Source organism: Micromonospora sp. NBC_00858 (genome assembly GCF_045207365.1).
Classification (GTDB): Bacteria; Actinomycetota; Actinomycetes; order Mycobacteriales; family Micromonosporaceae; genus Micromonospora.
Genome location: NZ_CP108828.1, coordinates 343,550 through 361,320, shown reverse-complemented (window position 1 = coordinate 361,320; position 17,771 = coordinate 343,550). Strand labels below are relative to the sequence as shown.

Genomic DNA, 17,771 nt, shown 5'->3' with positions numbered 1-17,771 from the left:
GTGCCCGAAGGTTCCGTGTCTGACCGGCCGGTCCAGGTCCGGTTGGTAACGTCCGCTGCGTGCCGTCCTCCCCGTCGCTGGCCACCGGGCCCGCACCCGCGTCACCGCCGCACACCGTGCGGGACCGCCGGGCCGACCTGATCGTCGTGCTGGTGGCGCTCGCGCTCGCCGTCTGGGTGACCAGTGGGCTGTGGCGGGACCCGAACCTGCGCACCATCACCGTCAACTCCAGCGACCAGGCGCTCTTCGAGTGGCTGTTGGCCTTCGGCGGGCACGCGGTCACCCACGGGGACAACCCGCTCTTCACGTATCTGATCAACGTCCCGGACGGGGTCAACCTCGCGGTCAACACCTCGATCACGGTGTACGCGGTGGTCTTCGCCCCGCTCACGTACCTGATCGGGCCGCCGGCGACGTTCCTGGTGATCCTCACCCTGAACCTGCTCGCCACCGCGCTGGCCTGGTACTGGCTGCTCTCCCGGCACCTGGTCCGCAGCCGGCTGGCCGCCGGGATCGGCGGCCTGTTCATCGCCTGCTCCCCCGGCATGGTCTCGCACGCCAACGCCCACCTGAACTGGACCGCGGGCTGGCTGGTGCCGCTGCTGATCTGGCGGCTGTTCGCGCTGCGCCGGCCCGGGCACTGGCTCCGGGACGGGGTGATCCTCGGCGTCCTGGTCGCGGTGGCCTTCTCGATCGCCGCCGAGGGCCTGTTCTTCACCGCGCTCGCGCTCGGAGTGTTCGTCGCCGTCTGGGCGGTACACCCGGCCCACCGGGCCGAGGCGCGGGCCGTGCTGCCCACCTTCCTGCGCGGGCTCGGGGTGACCGCGGTGGTGGCCGCCGCGCTGCTGTCGTACCCGCTGTGGCTGCACTTCGCCGGACCGCAGCGGTTCCACGGCACCGGCTTCGACCCCGTGACCCACTCCGAGGACATCGCCGCGTTCGCCGCCTTCCCGCGCCGCTCGCTGGCCGGTGAGGCCGGGCTGGGCACCTCGCTGGCACCGAACCCGACCGAGGAGAACTCGTTCTTCGGCATTCCGCTGCTGGTGCTCACCGTGGTCTGCTTCGTCGCGCTCTGGCGGTGGGCCGACGCCGGCCGCCGGGCCACCCTCTGGGCTCTGGGCGCCACCGCGTTGATCTTCACGGTGCTCTCCTTCGGGCCGGTGGCGCAGGTCGACGGGCGGCGCACCGACCTGCCGATGCCGTTCGACCTGCTCGGGCAGTTGCCGGTGGTGAACGCCGCGCTGCCCGCCCGGCTGGCCCTGGTGGTCGCGCCGGTGATCGGGGTGCTGCTGGCGTACACCATCGACCAGTTGCGCGCCGCGCCGCCGCGGCACCGCTCCACGGAGTTGGCCTGGTCGCTCGGGTTCGCGGTGGCCCTGCTGCCGCTCCTGCCCACCCCGCTGCTGACCCACGAGCGGGAGCCCATCCCCCGGTTCATCACGGCCGGGACCTGGCGGGAGTACGTCTCCCCGGGCGGGGTGCTCACCCCGCTGCCGCTGACCGTGGACATCTACCCGGACGGTCAGCGCTGGCAGGCGTACGCGCTGTCGCACCGGCAGGGTGAGTTCGCCATCCCGGGCGGCTTCTTCCTCGGCCCCGGCGGCCCGGACGGACGCGGCCGGATCGGGCCGGTGCCGCGCACCCTGAGCGCGCTGATGGACCAGGCGGGCCGCACCGGAACGGTGCCGATCGTCACCGACGGCACCATCCGGGAGGTCCGCTCCGACCTGCGGCACTGGCGGATCGAGACGGTGGTGCTCGCCGACCGGGTGCACGGCGCGAAGTTCGACGTTGACGAGGAGGCGGTCCGGCGTACCGCCACCGCTCTGTTCGGTGAGCCGCAACGGGTCGACGACGTCTGGGTCTGGCGCGTTCCGCCGGCCTGACCGGCCGTGGTGAGGCGGCTCACCAGGGATCGGAGCCGGTGGCCGGACTAGGCTCGGTGGCGTGACAACGACGACCTCCGGCCTGACGGCCGTCCGCGCCGGCCTGCTCGAGTACCAGGCCGCCTGGGACGAGCAGCGCCGCCTGCACGAGTCGGTGGTGGCCGGCGAACGCGGCGACACCGTGCTGCTGCTGGAGCACCCGAGCGTCTACACCGCGGGCAAGCGCACCGAGCCGTGGGACCGGCCGGCGGACGGCACCCCGGTCGTCGACGTGGACCGCGGCGGCAAGATCACCTGGCACGGGCCGGGGCAGCTCGTCGGCTACCCGATCCTCCGACTGCCCGACCCGGTGGACGTGGTCGCCTACGTGCGCCGCACCGAGAAACTGCTGATCGACGTCTGCGCCGAGTTCGGGCTGGCCGCCGGCCAGGTCGAGGGCCGCAGCGGTGTCTGGGTGCCCGAGGACGACCGGGGGCCGGCCCGCAAGGTGGCCGCCATCGGCATCCGGGTCGCCCGGGGCGTCACACTGCACGGCTTCTCGATCAACTGCGACTGCGACCTGACGTCCTTCGACCGGATCGTGCCGTGCGGCATCCGGGACGCCGGCGTCACCTCGCTCACCGCCGAGTTGGGCCGCCCGATCACCGTCGCCGACGTGCTCCCGGTCGTCGAGCGCCGACTGTCCACCCTGATCGAGGTGTAGCACCCGGCCGGCGGTGCGATGCCGTCGGCTCGATCCGCCCGAATGACGACCCAGGGGCCCCTGTTCCGCCGAAGGCGTGGACAGGGGCCCCTGTTTGTCACGGGGTCAGCCGGTGCAGGTCGCGCGGGAACGCGGTGACCTCCCGGACGTTGGCCGCGCCGACCAGGCGGGCCACGAAGCGCTCCAGGCCGATGGCGAAGCCGCCGTGCGGCGGCATGCCGTGCTGGAACGCGTCCAGATACCCGGCGTACGGCTCGACCGGCTCGCCCCGGGCCGCCAGCGCCGCCAGGTAGTCGGCGTGCCGGTGCAGCCGCTGCCCGCCGGTGACCAGCTCCAGGCCACGAAAGAGCAGGTCAAAACCGTTGGAGTACGCCGGCCGGCCCGGGTCTGGATGGGTGTAGAACGGCCGCTTCGCCATCGGGTAGCCGGTGACGAAGAGAAACTCCGACCCGTACTCGCGGCGGGCCCACTCCCCCAGCGCCCGCTCGTGGGCGGGCGCGAGGTCCGGCTCGTCGTCGGGTGCGCCGGCGATCTGCAACGCGTCAGTGAAGTGCACCGCCGGGATCTCCGCCGGCACGGCCGGCGCCTCGACGCCGAGCGTCTCCAACGCACCCGCGGCCCGCTCGCCCACCGCGCCCAGCATCCCGGCCAGGACGTCACGCAACACGCGCATCACGTCCCGGTGGTCGGCCACGAAGCCCAGCTCCGCGTCGAGCGAGGTGTACTGCGCGAGGTGCCGGACGGTGTCGTGCGGCTCGGCCCGGAACACCGGCCCCACCTCGTAGACCCGTTCGAAGACGCCGACCATCAGCTGCTTGTAGAACTGCGGCGACTGGGCCAGGTACGCGGGCCGGCCGAACCAGTCCAGCGCGAACACGTTCGCGCCGCTCTCGGTCGACGAGCTGACCACCTTCGGAGTGTGGATCTCCACGAAGTCCCGGGCGTCGAGCGCGGCCCGGAACCCGGCCACCGCGGCCGCCGAGACGCGCAGCGCGGCCGACCGGGTGGGGTGCCGCAGCGCGGTCGGCGCATGGTCGAGCTGGGTGGGCAGGCTCGCGGTGAGCGCCGGCCGGTACAGGTCGAACGGTGGCGGCACGGCGGGCGGGCCGAGCGGGCGTACCGTCGGGTCGGTCAGCTCGACCCCGGCGGACGTCGTAGCCGCATCGGCCGTGGGCGCGGCGGGACTGTCCCGCGCGACCACCGTGGCGGTTACCTCGACGACCGTCTCCTCGGTGAGTTTCTCCAGGTCGGCGCGGACGGCCGGGTCGGTGATGACGACCTGGGCCAGGCCGGCGGCGTCCCGCACGATCAGGAAGGCCACCGACTTCAGCAGCCGGCGGCGGTGTACCCAGCCGGCGATCCGCACGGTCGTGCCGAGGTGGAGGTGCAGGTGGTGGGAAAGGACGCGTTGCATGGTGGGCTGCTCCTCGGTCAATCGCGACGCCTTCGCCACCTCCCGGGCGGCGAAGCGTCGCATCAGCCCCAGGGAGGTGTGGGCGAGCGGGAACCTCGCGGTGCCACCACACCTTCGCCCCCGCCGGAGCGGGAGCCTCGTTCGTCGCCTGATGACCGGGGCCAGCCGGGCGGGCTCTACTGGGCACGGGGGCGACCCGCAACCGTTCTTCCCGCAGCTCGGGAGGGTCTTCACGCACCGGCGCCAGACCGCCTCTCAGCACCGGCGGCTCTCTGCACTGGCGGGTCGGGGCGCTACTCGGCTCCGTCGTCGCTGTTGGCGGTGACCGTAGCACCCGACGTCCGTCGGTGTGACGCCCATTTTCGGCAGGGCGGTGTCCGGCGTCACAACATCTGCGGCGTGATGCCGGTCGCCTGACGCACATAGACGACGGCCGTCGGGCGTAGGCTCGTTTTCGTGACGATCGAGCACTCCGCGCCGACGACCGGCCAGGCAGCGCGCACCGCAACGGCCGCCCCCGAGGGGCGTCGCCTGCTGCGGATCGAGGCGCGCAACGCCGAGACGCCGATCGAGCGCAAACCGCCATGGATCAAGGTCAAGGCCAAGATGGGGCCGGAGTACACCCAACTGCGCGGGCTCGTCTCGCGCGAAGGGCTGCACACCGTCTGCCAGGAGGCTGGCTGCCCGAACATCTACGAGTGCTGGGAAGACCGCGAAGCCACCTTCCTCATCGGTGGCGACCAGTGCACCCGGCGCTGTGACTTCTGCCAGATCGACACCGGAAAGCCGGCCGAGTTCGACGCCGACGAGCCCCGCCGGGTCGCCGAGTCGGTGGTCTCGATGGGGCTGCGCTACGCCACCATCACCGGCGTCGCCCGGGACGACCTGCCCGACGGCGGCGCTTGGCTGTACGCCGAGACCGTCCGGCAGATCCACGCCCTCCAGGCCGGCTGCGGCGTCGAGCTGCTGATCCCGGACTTCAACGCCGTCCCCGAGCAGCTGGCCGAGGTCTTCGGCTCCCGCCCGGAGGTGCTGGCGCACAACGTGGAGACCGTGCCGCGGATCTTCAAGCGGATCCGGCCGGCGTTCCGCTACGACCGTTCGCTGGACGTGATCCGGCAGGCCCGCGCCGACGGCCTGGTCACCAAGAGCAACCTGATCCTGGGCATGGGCGAGGAGCGGGCCGAGGTCTCCCAGGCGCTCCGCGACCTGCACGAGGCCGGCTGCGAGCTGATCACCATCACCCAGTACCTGCGGCCCTCCCCCCGGCACCACCCGGTGACCCGCTGGGTCAAGCCGGAGGAGTTCGTGGAGCTGCGCGAGGAGGCCGAGGAGATCGGCTTCGCCGGGGTGATGAGCGGGCCGCTGGTGCGCTCGTCGTACCGGGCCGGCCGGCTCTACCGGCAGGCGCTCGACGCCCGCGCCGCCACCCCGGTCGCCACCGCCGGCTGAGCCGCACCACCGGCACTCCGACTTCCACCGCCCGGCTGAGCCGCGCCCGACCCGCCGGGCGCGGCACGCCGCGCGAGCGGTCGGTGCCATGATCGTGCGATGACCGTCGGGGTACGCCAGCAGCCGCATGGGGCGGGCAACCCGCGCCTCCGGCCCGGCGCACGCCCCGGACTGGTCGGCTGGCTCACCGGGCTGGCCCTGCTCGCCGGGGTGGGCTACCGGCTCTGGTTGCTGGGCCACGCCGCGCCACCGACGAACAGCGACGAGGCCACCATGGGGTTGGCCGCGCTGCACATCGCCCGGGGCGAGAACTTTCCGGTCTGGTTCTACGGCCAGCAGTACATGGGCACGCTGGAGGCGTACCTGGCCGCGCCGGTGTTCGCTCTGGCCGGCGGGCCGTCGCTGCTCGGCCTGCGGCTGCCCACGCTGGTGCTGTACGCGGTGTTCCTGCTGCTTGCCTGGCGGTTGACGGTGCGGCTGACCGGGGACCGCTGGTTCGGGCTGCTCGTGGTGGCGCTGCTCGCCCTCGGCTCCGACCGGGTCGTCAAGAACCAACTGATTGCCGGCGGCGGCTATCCCGAGATGAATGCCGCCGGGGTGGCGCTCGCCCTGCTCGCCCTGGACCTCGCCACCGGCCGGCCGGGGCGGCGGCTGCTCCGCTGGGCGGCGTGGGGGCTCCTGTCCGGCCTGATGCTCTGGGTCGACCCGCTGGTGCTGCCGTACATCCTGGCCACCGGGGCGGTGCTGATCGGGTTCTGCCGCCGGGAACTGCGCGGGGCGGCCGGGGCGCTGCTCGGGGCGGCCGCCGCGCTGGGGGCGGCCCCACTGCTGGTGCACAGCCTGCTGACCGGCCGGAACCCGCTGCACGCGGTACTCGCCGCCGGTGGGGCGAACGCCACCGCGGGCTGGGCGGACCGGCTGCACGGCGGGCTGCTGCTCGGCCCGCCGCTGGGCATGGGCTTCTGCGCCCCCGGGCAGTGCGCCACCTGGCAGCTCTGGTGGGCGCTCGCACTGCCGGTGCTGCTGGCCGTCGCCGCCGGGACCGCCTGGCGAACGATGCGCCGGTCGTCCACCGCCCCGGCTGACCCGTCGCCCCGGGTCACGGCGGCGATGCGGCTGGCTCTCGTGCTGGCCGCGGTGGCCACCCTCGTCGCGTACACCGCGAGCAGCGCCGCCGGGCTCACCCCGGTGGAGAGTTCCCGCTACCTGTCCTGCCTGCTCATCTCCCTGCCGGCGCTGCTCTGGCCACTGTGGATGGCGGCCCGGCACCGAGCCGGGTGGACCGTCGTCCGGCCGGTCGCGCTGGTCGTGCTCGCTGCCACGTTGGGCACCACCGCCCACGCCACCTGGCAGGCGACGCAGACCGCCCCGGCGATCCGGGCCGCCGAGGCCCGGCACGCCGAGCTGGTGACCACCCTGCGGCAGCTCGGCGTACGGCACGTACGCGCCGGCTACTGGACCTGCAACCGGCTCACCTTCGCCAGTGGGGAGGACGTGGTCTGCGCGGTCGTCGACGACACGCTGCGCCCCGGCTTCGACCGCTACCCCGCGTACCGGCGGGAGGTGGAGCGCGCGGCGGCACCGGCCTGGGTCGCGCCGGCCGGCTCACCGCTGGCGACCCGGCTCGACGAGCGGCTGCGCGCCGCCCCGGGCAGCCTGGACCTGGTCACCCTGGACGGCTGGCGGATCTACCTGCCGCACGCCTGAGGGTGGCCGAGCCGCCCCGGCTCGCTCGTCAGCGGGGTGCCGAGCCGCCCCGGCTCGCTTGTCAGCGGGGTACGGCGGGCTCGGTGAGCAGGCCCAGGCGGTGCGCCAGGGCGGCGGCCTCCACCCGGTTGGTCACGCCCAGCTTGGCGATGATCCGGGACACGTGCACGCTGGCCGTCTTCGGCGAGATGAACAGCCGCTCGGCGATCCGGCTGTTGCTGTGCCCCTCGGCGACCAGGAGCAGCACCTCCCGTTCCCGAGCGGTCAGCAGATCGGTGCCGGGGCCGCCCTGGCCCGCTCCGCGCAGGCCGACCCGGCGGGCCAGCGTGGCGGCCGTATCGGCCAGCGGCGTCGCGCCCAGTCGCCGGGCGATCTCGGCGGCCTCGGTGACCGCCGCCGCCACCTCGTCCCGCTCTCCGGCCGAGGCGGCCGCCTCGGCCAGCGCCAGCAGTGCCCGGCCCAGCGGGTACGGCTGCCCGTCGGCGCGCCACGCGTCCACCGCCGCACGCCACGCCGGCAGCGCCTGATCACCGGCCGCGAGCAGCGCGGTGACCTGGGCGGCATGCGCCCGCGCGCCCGGATGCAGCGCGGGCAGATCGGCCGCGAGCGCCGCGACAGCGGCGGCCAGCTCCCGGTCGCCCACCCGGGCGGCGGTACGAGCGACGGCGCTGAGCACCGGCCAGCCCTCGCGGGGCAGCTGCGGCAGGCTCCCATCGGCCAGCGCGACGCGGGCCGCCCGGACCGCCTCGACCTTGTCGTCGGCGGCCAGCGCCGACTCGATCGCCAGCTCGTGTAGGGGCAGCCGATGGTTCGGCCACAGGTAGGGCCGGCCGAGGAAGGCCAGCGCCCGGTCGACCAGCTCGTCGGCGGCTGGGTGGGCCCGGGCCAGCCGCAGCCCGGCGCCCAACTGGAGCCAGTGCAGCCCGGTGACGCCGGACAGGTCGATCCGGGCGGCCTCCGCGCACACCGCCTCGGCCTCGTCCCACCGGCCCAGCGCGATCAGCGCCTCGGCCCGGTTGGACAACAGGTACGCCCCGGTGGAGCGGCTGATCCCCACCCGCCGCGCCTCGGCCACGCCGGCTTCGGCCGCCTGCGCGGACTCGGCGTAGCGGCCCAGCTCGCAGAGCAGGTCCGACCGGTACACCATTGCGAGCACCAGGGTTGGCGCGTCACCGGACGCACGGGCGGCGGCCTCGGCCCGGCTCAGCTCGGCCAGCCCTCGCTCCAGGTCCCGCTCGCCGTGGCACAGCAGGGCGATCCGCGTGGGCAGGAGGGCCACGTCCTCGCCGAGCGCCTCGGCGTCCGTGGCGGCCTCGGCGGCCACCCGGGCGGCCTGCTGAGGGTCGATCTTGACCAGGTGGGCGGCGATGTCGGCGAGCAGTTGTACCCGCTCCACACCGGCCGGGCCGCCTGCCGCCAGCCGGTACGCCTCACCCAGCTCGCTGCTGCCGTCGCTCTTGCCGAGCAGGGCCAGCAGTCGACCCCGCTGGTCCTGCAGGCGGGCGGCGCGCAGCGGCGCGGCGTCGGCGTCCACCTCGGCCAGGCCGGCCCGGGTCAGGGTGATCGCACGGCTGAAGTCGCCCGCCGTGACTGCGGCGCCCAGGGTCTGCTCCAGCAGCGCCAGGTGGTCCATGCCGAGCCGGTCGGCGGCGTCGGGCACCAGCTCCCACAGCTCCAGCGCCCGTTCCAGCAGCCGGCGCTGCTCGGCGTAGGCGTACCGGTCGGCGGCGGCGCAGGCCGCCGCCAAGGCGGCGACCAGGGCTCGCGGGTGGTCGTGCGCGGCGTACCAGTGGTGGGCGATCTCGGCCGGTGCCCGGCCCTCGGCGACCAGGTGCGGCTGGGCCACGATCGCGGCGGCGAAGCGGGCGTGCAGCCGGGCGTGCTCGCCGGGCAGCAGCTCGTCGTGCACGGCCTCGCGGACCAGCGCGTGTCGGAACTCGTAGTCGCCGTCCGGGTCGGCCACCACCAGTTGGGCGGCGACGGCGGCGCGCAGCGCGTCCTCCAGCTCCGCCTCGGGCAGCGCGGCGACCTCGGCGATCAGGTGGTGGGCGAAGCGGCTGCCGCCGGCCGCGGCGATCCGCAACACCCGCTGGGCCGGCTCGGGCAGCCGGTCCACCCGGGCCAGCAGCAGGTCGCGCAGCGTCTCGGGGAGCGCGGCGCAGCCGAGCGGGTCGCCGGCGACGGCCAGCTCCTCGATGAAGAAGGGATTGCCCTGGGTGCGGTCGTGAATGTCGTCGACGGCGCGGGCGGTCGGCTCGGCGCCGAGCAGGTCCGCGAGGATCGCGGCGGTGCCGTCGCGGTCCAACCGGCCCAGCTCGACCCGCTCGACGCCGCGGGCCCGGTCCAGCTCGGCCAGGAACGGGCGCAACGGATGCCCACGCTGCAACTCGTCGGTGCGGTAGGTGCCGACCAGCAGCAGCCGGCCCGGCCGGGCGGCCCGGACCAGAAAGCCGATCAGGTCCCGGGTGGAGCGGTCCGCCCAGTGCAGGTCCTCGATCACCAGCACCAGCGGCCGGGCGTCGGCGAGCCGCTGGAACAGCTCGGCGACCAGGTCGAACAGGTATCCGCGCGGGGCGTCGGTGAGCGGCGCGGCGGCCGGCACGGCCAGCGCCGCCGGCACCCGACCCAGCTCCGGCAGCAGCCGGGCGAACTCCGCCTCGTAGCCGGCGAAGACCTCGGCGCCGTCGGCGCGCAGCACCGCGCGCAGGGCGGCGGCGAACGGGGCGAACGGCAGGCCGGCCTCACCCAACTCCAGGCACTGGCCGACCAGCACCCGGGCTCCGGTGTCGGTGGCCCCGCCCGCGAACTCCTCCAGCAGCCGGGTCTTGCCCACGCCCGCCTCGCCACCGACCAGCACTGTGCTCGGCTCCCCGGTGCGGGCGCGGGCCAGCGCGCCGCGCAGCGCGGCAATCTCGCGCTGGCGGCCGACGAGGACGGAGCTGGCGGCACGTACGGTCACGGGAACGAGCATGCCATGGCGGCCCACGCCGCCGGCCCCGCCGATCGGCCGGTGACCGAGTGGCGGGGCCGGCGACGGGACGGGCGCGGCGGCTGGGGCGGGCGCCGTCACCGGTGGTCGTCACCGGTGCGGCGGACCTGGCGCCGGCCTAGCCAGCTGCGGCCGGCCGGGCGTGACACCGAGCGGGCGAGTCGTTCCGCCGCCGCCTCGGCGCGCAGCTCAGCGGCGTGGGTACGGTGCAGGGAGAGCAGGAATTCTGCGTCGTTGCCGAACATGTCGGGCTCCTTCGTGGCGTCGTCATCTTTCTGCTGATGACTCTTCGCGCGAAGGCCCCACCCGGGCATGGGCACACCGCCTGATCTTCCCCGGTGCCACCCTCCTTACCCGCCCGCCAGAGACGCCTGAGGCGACGTAAGGTACTCAGCCGGCCGGCACCCGGACGCGGATCAACCGGGCCGACGGCGCCCACTAGACTCTCCGACATGGCAAAGCCCCAGGAGAAGGTCTCGTTCGGCCAGCGGCTGAAGCAGATCGGGATGGTGTTCAAGTTCACCGCCAAGCAGGACCGGTGGTTCGCCCCGCTGGTCGCCGCCGCGGTGCTCCTCCCGCTCGCCGTCACCGTGGTCGCGGTCATCCTCTGGAGCTGGATCTGGCTGCCGGTCGGCATCCTGTTCATCCTGCTCGCGGTGCTGATCGTGCTGAACCTGCGGTCCAACAAGGCGATGATGAACGCCGCCGAGGGCCAGCCCGGCGCGGCAGCGCAGATCATGGAGAACATGCGCGGCGACTGGCGGGTCACCCCGGCGGTCAGCTCCACCACCCAGATGGACATGGTCCACCTGGTGATCGGCCGGCCGGGCGTGATCCTGCTGGCCGAGGGCAACCCGCAGCGGGTGCGCGGCCTGCTCGGGCAGGAGAAGCGGCGGCTGTCCAAGGTGATCGGCTCCGCCCCGCTGCACGACTACGTGATCGGGCAGGACGAGGGCGAGCTGCCGATCCGCAAGCTGCGGACGACGCTGCTGCGGCTGCCCCGCGCGCTCTCCGGCAAGGACGTCAACTCGCTGGACAAGCGGCTGAAGGCGCTCACCGCCCGCCCGCAGATGCCCAAGGGCGCGATCCCGAAGAACATGCGGCCGCCGGGCAACTTCCGCCAGTCGCGGGGCCGCTGACCCCCCGCCGTACACCGAACGGAGCCGGACCTACAGGTCCGGCTCCTTTCCGTTACCCCACCGCGTCCCCCGACCCTCGCCCCGCCCCTGGCCCCGGTGCGGGCGCCAAGATCGCGCTGGATCCAGGATGTAGTGGCCTGGAACGCCAGGGATGCCACTACATCCTGGAGCTTGTCTCATCCTGTTTGGGCTGGTGGGGTGGTGTTGACAGGACGAGTCGTGGGGTCGCGGCGCTGGTCAGGGTGTGGTGATCTTCGCTGATGATCGACTGCCCTCGGGAAGGTTCGATCTGTTCCGGTGTTGCGCGTGGCTCATAGCAGGGCCCTCGGTGAGGGTTGCAGGTCGTGACACACGACAACACGCCCACCGAGGGCCATGCTCTGGTCTACCAGGTCCATCTGCCCTTGTCGACGAAGTCGCTGACCATGATCACTCAAGCGATCCGCCGGTATCGCCGTGGTGTGCGCTCGCGGTGGCGCAAGCTGCCCGATGAGCAGGTCGCCCTCATCGTGCTGGCCGTGCTCCGCCATGATCAGCGTCCCGCCGACCTCGCCGCCGCCTACGGGGTGTCGCATCACAGCGTGCGCCGCTGGGTTCGGCAAACCATCACCACTCTCGCCGCGATGGCGCCCCGCCTGGACCGAGTCCTCACCCACACCGCCCGCACCAGCAGTGAGGACCCGCTGCTGTTCGACGGCACCTGCCTGCCCGTGCACCGCCCGAGCGGCCGCGCCGAACGACGCCTGTGGTGCGGCAAACACAAGGCTCACCACCTACGCGTACTCACCCTCACCGACCACCACGGCCGGCTGCTCTGGATCTCCGCCGCCGCCGGCGCCCGCACCCACGAAGCCACCCAAGCCAAACGCCTACGCCTACCCACCCGGCTACGCCGTCATGACCTCGCCGTCATCTGCGACCGCATCCACACCCGCCTCGACGACCAACCCGAGAACCCCACCGTCATCACCGGACGACGCGGCAACCGCCACCACCCCTCACCCCCGCCCAACACAGCGTGAACACCCTGCTCAGCCGCGAACGCGCGGCCAATGAACACGCCCACGCTCACCTCAAGAACTGGCGCATCCTCACCCGACTACGCCACGGCTGGCGCCCACACGCCACCACCCTGCTACGCGCCCTACTCGTGCTGACCAACACCGAAATCAACCGCTAGACAGATGATCAACACCGAAGATCCACACCCGCACACCAGCACCCCAACCACACCACCACGACCTGTCAACCATCCCTGAGCAGCCCAAACAGGATGAGACAAGCTCCTGGATCGAGCGCGATCTTGCCGGTGGCGTTCCTGATCGAGCGCGATCTTGCGGGTCGCGGTCCCTGGCGCCGGGGGGTCAGTTGCGGGGTGCGTCGACGATGACCGAACCGGTGAGGCGGTCGTGCAGCCCACGGCGGTGCTCGTCCATGATCAGGGCGGGGACGACCAGGGCCAGCAGCAGGCCCCGGAGCAGCCCCTGGAACAGCCCGATCCGCCCGCCGTCGGCCCAGCTCACGCAGCGGATCTTCGTGATGTACATGCCCGGCGTCTGGGCGAACAGGCCGAGGAAGAGGCCGTACTCGAGGATCAGCACCAGCACCGGCGCCCAGCCGTCGCGCACCGGGTCGGCGAAGATGTTGGCCACCAGCAGGCAGAGCACCCAGTCGATGATCAGCGCTCCGAACCGCCGACCGAGGCTCGGCGGGGTGAAGGAGGGGTCGGTGGCGGGCGCTGCCGTGGCGTGCGGGTTGGTCACAGCGGTCAAGGGTATCCGCGTCGGGATCGGGGCTTCCGGGTGCCGCCCCTCGCCGCGTGCCTAATCGGGCTAATCGCATCAGATGTCATTACAATGGCACAGCCGGTACGGCGTTCGCGGCGGGCCGAAAGCGGTGGAAGAGCGTCGCTGACGCTCCGCGAGCAACGTAACACGGCAGAAACATCGGAGACATGGCCGGGCAACCGCTTGGGAATAGCGTCGCCAGAAGCCTAGCCACCCAGTGGACGTGCCAGGAGGACGTGTGTTCGCCAATCCCGAGGAACTGCTGCGATACCTCAAGAACGAGGACGTGAAGTTCGTCGACGTACGTTTCTGTGACCTGCCCGGCGTGATGCAGCACTTCAATCTGCCGGTCGAGTCCGTCAACGACGACCTCTTCACCGACGGCCTCGCGTTCGACGGTTCGTCGATCCGCGGTTTCCAGGCGATCCACGAGTCGGACATGCTCCTGCTCCCGGACGTCGCCACCGCGTTCATCGACCCGTTCCGGGCGCAGAAGACCCTCGCCCTGAACTTCTTCATCCACGACCCGTTCACCCGCGAGGCCTACACCCGCGACCCGCGCAACGTCGCGAAGAAGGCCGAGGCGTACCTCGCGGCCAGCGGCATCGCCGACACCGCCTACTTCGGCGCCGAGGCCGAGTTCTACATCTTCGACTCGATCCGCCACGAAACCTCGGCGCACCAGTCGTTCTACTACATCGACTCCATCGAGGGCGCCTGGAACTCCGGCCGCGAGGAGCCGGGCGGCAACCGCGGCTACAAGACCGCCTACAAGGGCGGCTACTTCCCGGTGCCCCCGGTCGACCACTACGCCGACCTGCGCGACTCGATCGTGCGCCGGCTGGTCGACACCGGCTTCACTGTGGAGCGTTCGCACCACGAGGTGGGCACCGCCGGCCAGTCCGAGATCAACTACCGGTTCTCCACCCTGCTGCACGCCGCCGACCAGCTTCAGCTCTTCAAGTACATCGTGAAGAACGAGGCCTGGGCGAACGGCAAGACCGCCACCTTCATGCCCAAGCCGCTGTTCGGCGACAACGGTTCCGGCATGCACACCCACCAGAGCCTCTGGCTGGGCGGTGAGCCGCTGTTCTACGACGAGACCGGCTACGCGGGCCTGTCCGACACCGCCCGCTGGTACATCGGCGGCCTGCTGCACCACGCCCCGTCGCTGCTGGCCTTCACCAACCCGACAGTCAACTCGTACCGCCGGCTGGTGCCGGGCTTCGAGGCGCCGGTCAACCTGGTCTACTCGCAGCGCAACCGCTCCGCCTGCACCCGCATCCCGGTCACCGGCAGCAACCCGAAGGCCAAGCGCGTCGAGTTCCGGGTGCCGGACCCGTCGGCCAACGTGTACCTCGCCTTCTCGGCCATGATGATGGCCGGCCTGGACGGCATCAAGAGCAAGATCGAGCCGCCGACGCCGATCGACAAGGACCTCTACGACCTCCCGCCGGAGGAGTGGGGCGACGTCAAGCAGGTCCCGGGCTCGCTGCCGGCGGTGCTCGACTCGCTGGAGGCCGACCACGACTACCTGCTCGACGGCGGCGTCTTCACGCCGGACCTGATCTCCACCTGGGTCGAGTGGAAGCGGGCCAACGAGGTCGACCCGGTGCGTCTGCGCCCGACCCCGCACGAGTTCGCCATGTATTACGACTGCTGAGCTGCCTACGACTGCTGAGCAGTCGCTCCATCACCGGCCGGGCCGGCTCCGCGATCGCGGAGCCGGCCCGGCCGCTTTATAACGCCCCCCGATATACCTTCGTCTCCGATATATTGAGGCGGTGGACACACCGCTGCGCGAACCCACCTTCCTGATCCTCACCGCGCTCGCCGTCGAGCCAATGCACGGCTACGGGCTGATCGGCGAGGTCGCCGCCCTCTCCGACCACCGCGTATCCCTCCGCCCCGGGACGCTCTACGGGGCGCTCGACCGGCTGGTCGACGCTGGTCTCGTCGAGGTCGACCGGGAGGAGGTGGTGGACGGCCGGCTGCGCCGCTACTACCGGCTCTCCCCTGCCGGCGACGCGACCCTGAGCGCCGAGACGGAGCGGCTACGTCGCAACGTCGAGGCCGCGACCGCGCGGCTGGCCGAGCGGGCTCGCGCCGCCCGGCCGACCACCCCACGCGTGGCCGGAGGGCTGGCATGACCGATCTTGAGCGCCGTTACCTGCGACTGCTGTCCGCCTACCCCGCCGACTACCGGCGCGCCCGTGGCGCCGAGATCGTCGGCACCTACCTGGACCTGGCCGCACCAGGTCGGCGTTGGCCCTCGCCCGCGGACGCCGTCGACGTCCTGCGCGGCGGGCTCCGCCAGCGTGTGCGCGCCGCAGGCGCGGCCGACCTGGTGCAGGGCGTACGCCTCGCGGCCGTCCTGGCCCTCCTGGCCGCCACTTCGCTCGCCGGGGTCTGGACGGTGCTGGAGCTACGCCCCCCACCGCCCGAGTTCGGCGATCCAGCCGCCGGGCCGTTCGTCTCGCTCGGCATCGTGGCATGGACCGCCTGGGGGCTCGCCGCGCTGGTGCATGCCCTGGCACCCGCTCGGTGGACCCGGCGCGCCGTCGCGCTCGCGGTGCTCCTCACGCTCGCACTCGTCCCCGCCGCCGCACTCACCGGCCTGCCGCGCCCGCCACTGTTCGTGCTGCTACCGCAGGTCGGGTTGGGCCTGGTCGCACTCGGCGCACCCGACGGGCTGCCGGCGCCGCTGCGAGCGATGCCGCTGGTGGCCGCCATCGGCGCCAACCTCGCGGGGACGAATCTGTTGCACCGGCATGTGTTCGCCGGGAGCTACTACACCTGGACGGTAGTCCCGGTCCTGCCAAGCGCCGCCGTGGTGGTGCTCGGCGTGGTGGTGCTACTCGGCGTGGGGCGGGCGCTGCGCGGCGACCACCGGGGCGGCTGGGCCGTCCTGATCCTGCTCACCCCGGTGGGCCTGCTGGCCCTGCAACCGCTGGCGGGGGCGCTGGACGGCATGCCGAGCAGGTTCATCCCGAGCTGGACGGCGCTAGCCGCGACGGCTGTCCTGGTGACACTGGTCGGCCCCGCACTGCTGCCGCTGGCGCTCGCCCTGCGCACCCGCTGGACCCGGCTGGCCCGGCCCCACCCCGGCCTCCCCCGGTGATCATGGGGTTGGCGGCCCTTTCAGAGATCGACAGCGCCGCCAACCTCATGATCAGCGCGGCCGGGGACGCCTGCCCGGCCGGGGACGCCTGCGCAGGAGGGTCAGGGTCACGGCCAGGAACAGGGCGGTCATCGCCACGGCGCCGGGGGCCTTCGTGAAGCGGGCCAGGTTGGTGCCGTCGGGCAGGGCGAGAAAGGCCGTGACCGCGGCCGGCAGCACGAACCACGTTGTCCGGCTGGAGCTGAGCGCGAGCAGCGCCAGCGGCCAGGTCGCGTACCAGGGGTGGAAGACCGGGGACAGGACGACGGTGGCGACCAGCGCCAGCGCCGCGCCACGCAGCGCCACCCGGGGTCGTGTCACCTCGGCCTGGGTGACCCGCTGGCCGACGCCGTTCACGTCGCGCAGCGCCCGCCAGGCCCGCCACCAGAGCCCCACCAGCACCCCGGCAAGCACCAGCAGGGCGACGGCCCGGACCACCGGCACCGCGTCCGGGTCACGGCCGATCAACGCGCCGGCGTAGTCCACGACCAGGCCGACCGCGGTGGGCGGGGACGTCCACTGCTCGGAGTCCCCGCTGCGGGTCAGCCCACCCACCCAGCCGAACCCGAGACCGGACAGCGCCGAGGTGACCAGCAGCACGGCCAGCAGCCCACCGGCCAGCCAGCCGCCGTCGCGCAGCAGCGCCCGTACGGTGTACCGGCCGTGCACGCCGGCCAGCGCTGCAAACGGCACCACCACCACGGCGCTGGCCTTCACCGTGACCGCCAGCCCGAGCAGCGCCCCGGCGAGCAGCAGCGCCGCGGGCCGCCCCGGCCGGCGGACCACCACCAGCAGCCCGCACAGCAGCAGGCCCAGCATCACGGCATCGTTGTGCGCCCCGGCCACCAGGTGCACCCCGACCAGCGGGGCGGCCAGTGCCAACCAGGCTGCCCGTCGGGTCGGCACCCCCGCCGCCCGGGCCAGCCCAGGCAGGCAGAGCGCGGCCAGCAGCAGCCCCGCCACGGCGATCACCCGCAGCAGCACGACCGTGCCGGTGAGCCCACCGCCGAGTTCGACCGCGAGCGCCGCGAGCAGGACGAAGACCGGCCCGTACGGAGCCGGCGTGTCCCGCCAGATCGGTGCCACCGCGTCCAGCCACGGGCAACCCGCCGCCGCCACCCCCACCGAGTACGGGTCGACGCCGTGCGTGTACGTCCAGCCCTGGCAGGCGTACGAGTAGACGTCCCGGCTGCCCACCGGCGGCGCGATCAGCAGCGGCAACGCCCAGAGCCCGGCGGTGACGTACGCCCACCGGGTCGACGGGGCACCTTCGCGCAGTGACCACCACGCGCCGACCAGCAGCGCGGTGCCGACGAGCCAGCAGGTCAGCGTCGCCGGCCCGTCCGGGGACCGCCAGATCGACACCGGTGTCGCGCCGAGCGGGGCGTCGGGCCGCGCCCCGCCGAGGTACCCGGCCACGGTGAGCAGGATCGCGCCGGCCAGGCCGGCGTGCCGGGCGGCGCCCGCCGCCAGCGGGCTCGGTGCCACGGCGAGATCGCGGGGTGGGGCGGGCGTGGCACCGGGATCGGTCACC

General features: G+C 73.2%; 15 protein-coding genes. 10 read left to right on the top strand and 5 right to left on the bottom strand.

Annotation, left to right across the window (positions count from 1 at the left end; genetic code table 11):
- Positions 1 to 59 precede the first annotated feature (59 nt).
- Positions 60 to 1,886 carry a DUF2079 domain-containing protein gene (locus OG990_RS01750; RefSeq protein ID WP_406078788.1) on the top strand — a complete coding sequence of 609 codons (1,827 nt, stop codon included), beginning with the start codon at positions 60 to 62 and terminating at the stop codon, positions 1,884 to 1,886.
- A gap of 61 nt (positions 1,887 to 1,947) precedes the next feature.
- On the top strand, positions 1,948 to 2,589 hold the full coding sequence (lipB, locus tag OG990_RS01745; protein WP_328418993.1) for a lipoyl(octanoyl) transferase LipB: 642 nt from the start codon (positions 1,948 to 1,950) through the stop codon (positions 2,587 to 2,589).
- 97 nt (positions 2,590 to 2,686) lie between these two features.
- Here the strand turns inward: lipB and aspS are convergent, their stop codons facing one another.
- Positions 2,687 to 4,003 carry an aspartate--tRNA(Asn) ligase gene (aspS, locus tag OG990_RS01740; RefSeq protein WP_406081622.1) on the bottom strand — a complete coding sequence of 439 codons (1,317 nt, stop codon included), beginning with the start codon at positions 4,001 to 4,003 and terminating at the stop codon, positions 2,687 to 2,689.
- Positions 4,004 to 4,459: 456 nt separating this feature from the next.
- On the opposite strand from aspS, the gene lipA reads away from it, so the two are divergent.
- Together lipA and OG990_RS01730 are read left to right on the top strand one after the other, a co-directional pair.
- Positions 4,460 to 5,455: a lipoyl synthase gene (lipA, locus tag OG990_RS01735; RefSeq protein WP_328418994.1), complete on the top strand. Its 996-nt coding sequence runs from the start codon at positions 4,460 to 4,462 to the stop codon at positions 5,453 to 5,455.
- A 99-nt stretch (positions 5,456 to 5,554) separates the two neighbouring features.
- On the top strand, positions 5,555 to 7,162 hold the full coding sequence (locus OG990_RS01730) for a hypothetical protein (protein WP_406078785.1): 1,608 nt from the start codon (positions 5,555 to 5,557) through the stop codon (positions 7,160 to 7,162).
- 61 nt (positions 7,163 to 7,223) lie between these two features.
- On the opposite strand, the gene OG990_RS01725 is transcribed toward OG990_RS01730, so the two are convergent.
- Positions 7,224 to 10,121 carry an AAA family ATPase gene (locus OG990_RS01725; protein ID WP_328418996.1) on the bottom strand — a complete coding sequence of 966 codons (2,898 nt, stop codon included), beginning with the start codon at positions 10,119 to 10,121 and terminating at the stop codon, positions 7,224 to 7,226.
- A gap of 107 nt (positions 10,122 to 10,228) precedes the next feature.
- Entirely contained in the window at positions 10,229 to 10,396 is a 168-nt protein-coding gene (locus OG990_RS01720) for a hypothetical protein (protein ID WP_328418997.1), read from the bottom strand.
- Positions 10,397 to 10,603: 207 nt separating this feature from the next.
- Between OG990_RS01720 and OG990_RS01715 the strand changes: the two genes are divergently transcribed.
- The 3 genes from OG990_RS01715 (at position 10,604) to OG990_RS01705 (ending at position 12,470) form a co-directional block, all read left to right on the top strand.
- Positions 10,604 to 11,290, top strand: coding sequence for a DUF4191 domain-containing protein (locus OG990_RS01715; protein WP_328418998.1), 687 nt, complete (start codon positions 10,604 to 10,606; stop codon positions 11,288 to 11,290).
- 344 nt (positions 11,291 to 11,634) lie between these two features.
- Complete coding sequence (locus tag OG990_RS01710) at positions 11,635 to 12,312, top strand: hypothetical protein (RefSeq protein WP_406076957.1); 678 nt, start codon at positions 11,635 to 11,637, stop codon at positions 12,310 to 12,312.
- A complete protein-coding gene (locus OG990_RS01705; RefSeq protein ID WP_406076958.1) occupies positions 12,309 to 12,470 on the top strand; it encodes a hypothetical protein in 162 nt (53 codons plus the stop codon). Before OG990_RS01710 ends, OG990_RS01705 begins: the two co-directional genes overlap by 4 nt.
- A gap of 184 nt (positions 12,471 to 12,654) precedes the next feature.
- On the opposite strand, the gene OG990_RS01700 is transcribed toward OG990_RS01705, so the two are convergent.
- Positions 12,655 to 13,053, bottom strand: coding sequence for an RDD family protein (locus OG990_RS01700; RefSeq protein WP_355604795.1), 399 nt, complete (start codon positions 13,051 to 13,053; stop codon positions 12,655 to 12,657).
- Positions 13,054 to 13,315: 262 nt separating this feature from the next.
- Between OG990_RS01700 and glnA the strand changes: the two genes are divergently transcribed.
- The 3 genes from glnA (at position 13,316) to OG990_RS01685 (ending at position 16,198) form a co-directional block, all read left to right on the top strand.
- The gene (glnA, locus tag OG990_RS01695) at positions 13,316 to 14,740 is read left to right on the top strand and encodes a type I glutamate--ammonia ligase (protein ID WP_355604792.1); all 1,425 of its coding nucleotides are present in this window, start codon (positions 13,316 to 13,318) and stop codon (positions 14,738 to 14,740) included.
- Positions 14,741 to 14,861: 121 nt separating this feature from the next.
- On the top strand, positions 14,862 to 15,227 hold the full coding sequence (locus OG990_RS01690; protein ID WP_328419001.1) for a PadR family transcriptional regulator: 366 nt from the start codon (positions 14,862 to 14,864) through the stop codon (positions 15,225 to 15,227).
- Complete coding sequence (locus tag OG990_RS01685; RefSeq protein ID WP_406078780.1) at positions 15,224 to 16,198, top strand: hypothetical protein; 975 nt, start codon at positions 15,224 to 15,226, stop codon at positions 16,196 to 16,198. Before OG990_RS01690 ends, OG990_RS01685 begins: the two co-directional genes overlap by 4 nt.
- Before the next feature lie 51 nt (positions 16,199 to 16,249).
- Here OG990_RS01685 and mptB read toward each other — a convergent pair whose 3' ends face one another.
- Positions 16,250 to 17,770, bottom strand: coding sequence for a polyprenol phosphomannose-dependent alpha 1,6 mannosyltransferase MptB (gene mptB / locus OG990_RS01680; protein ID WP_406078778.1), 1,521 nt, complete (start codon positions 17,768 to 17,770; stop codon positions 16,250 to 16,252).
- Position 17,771: the final 1 nt, after the last annotated feature.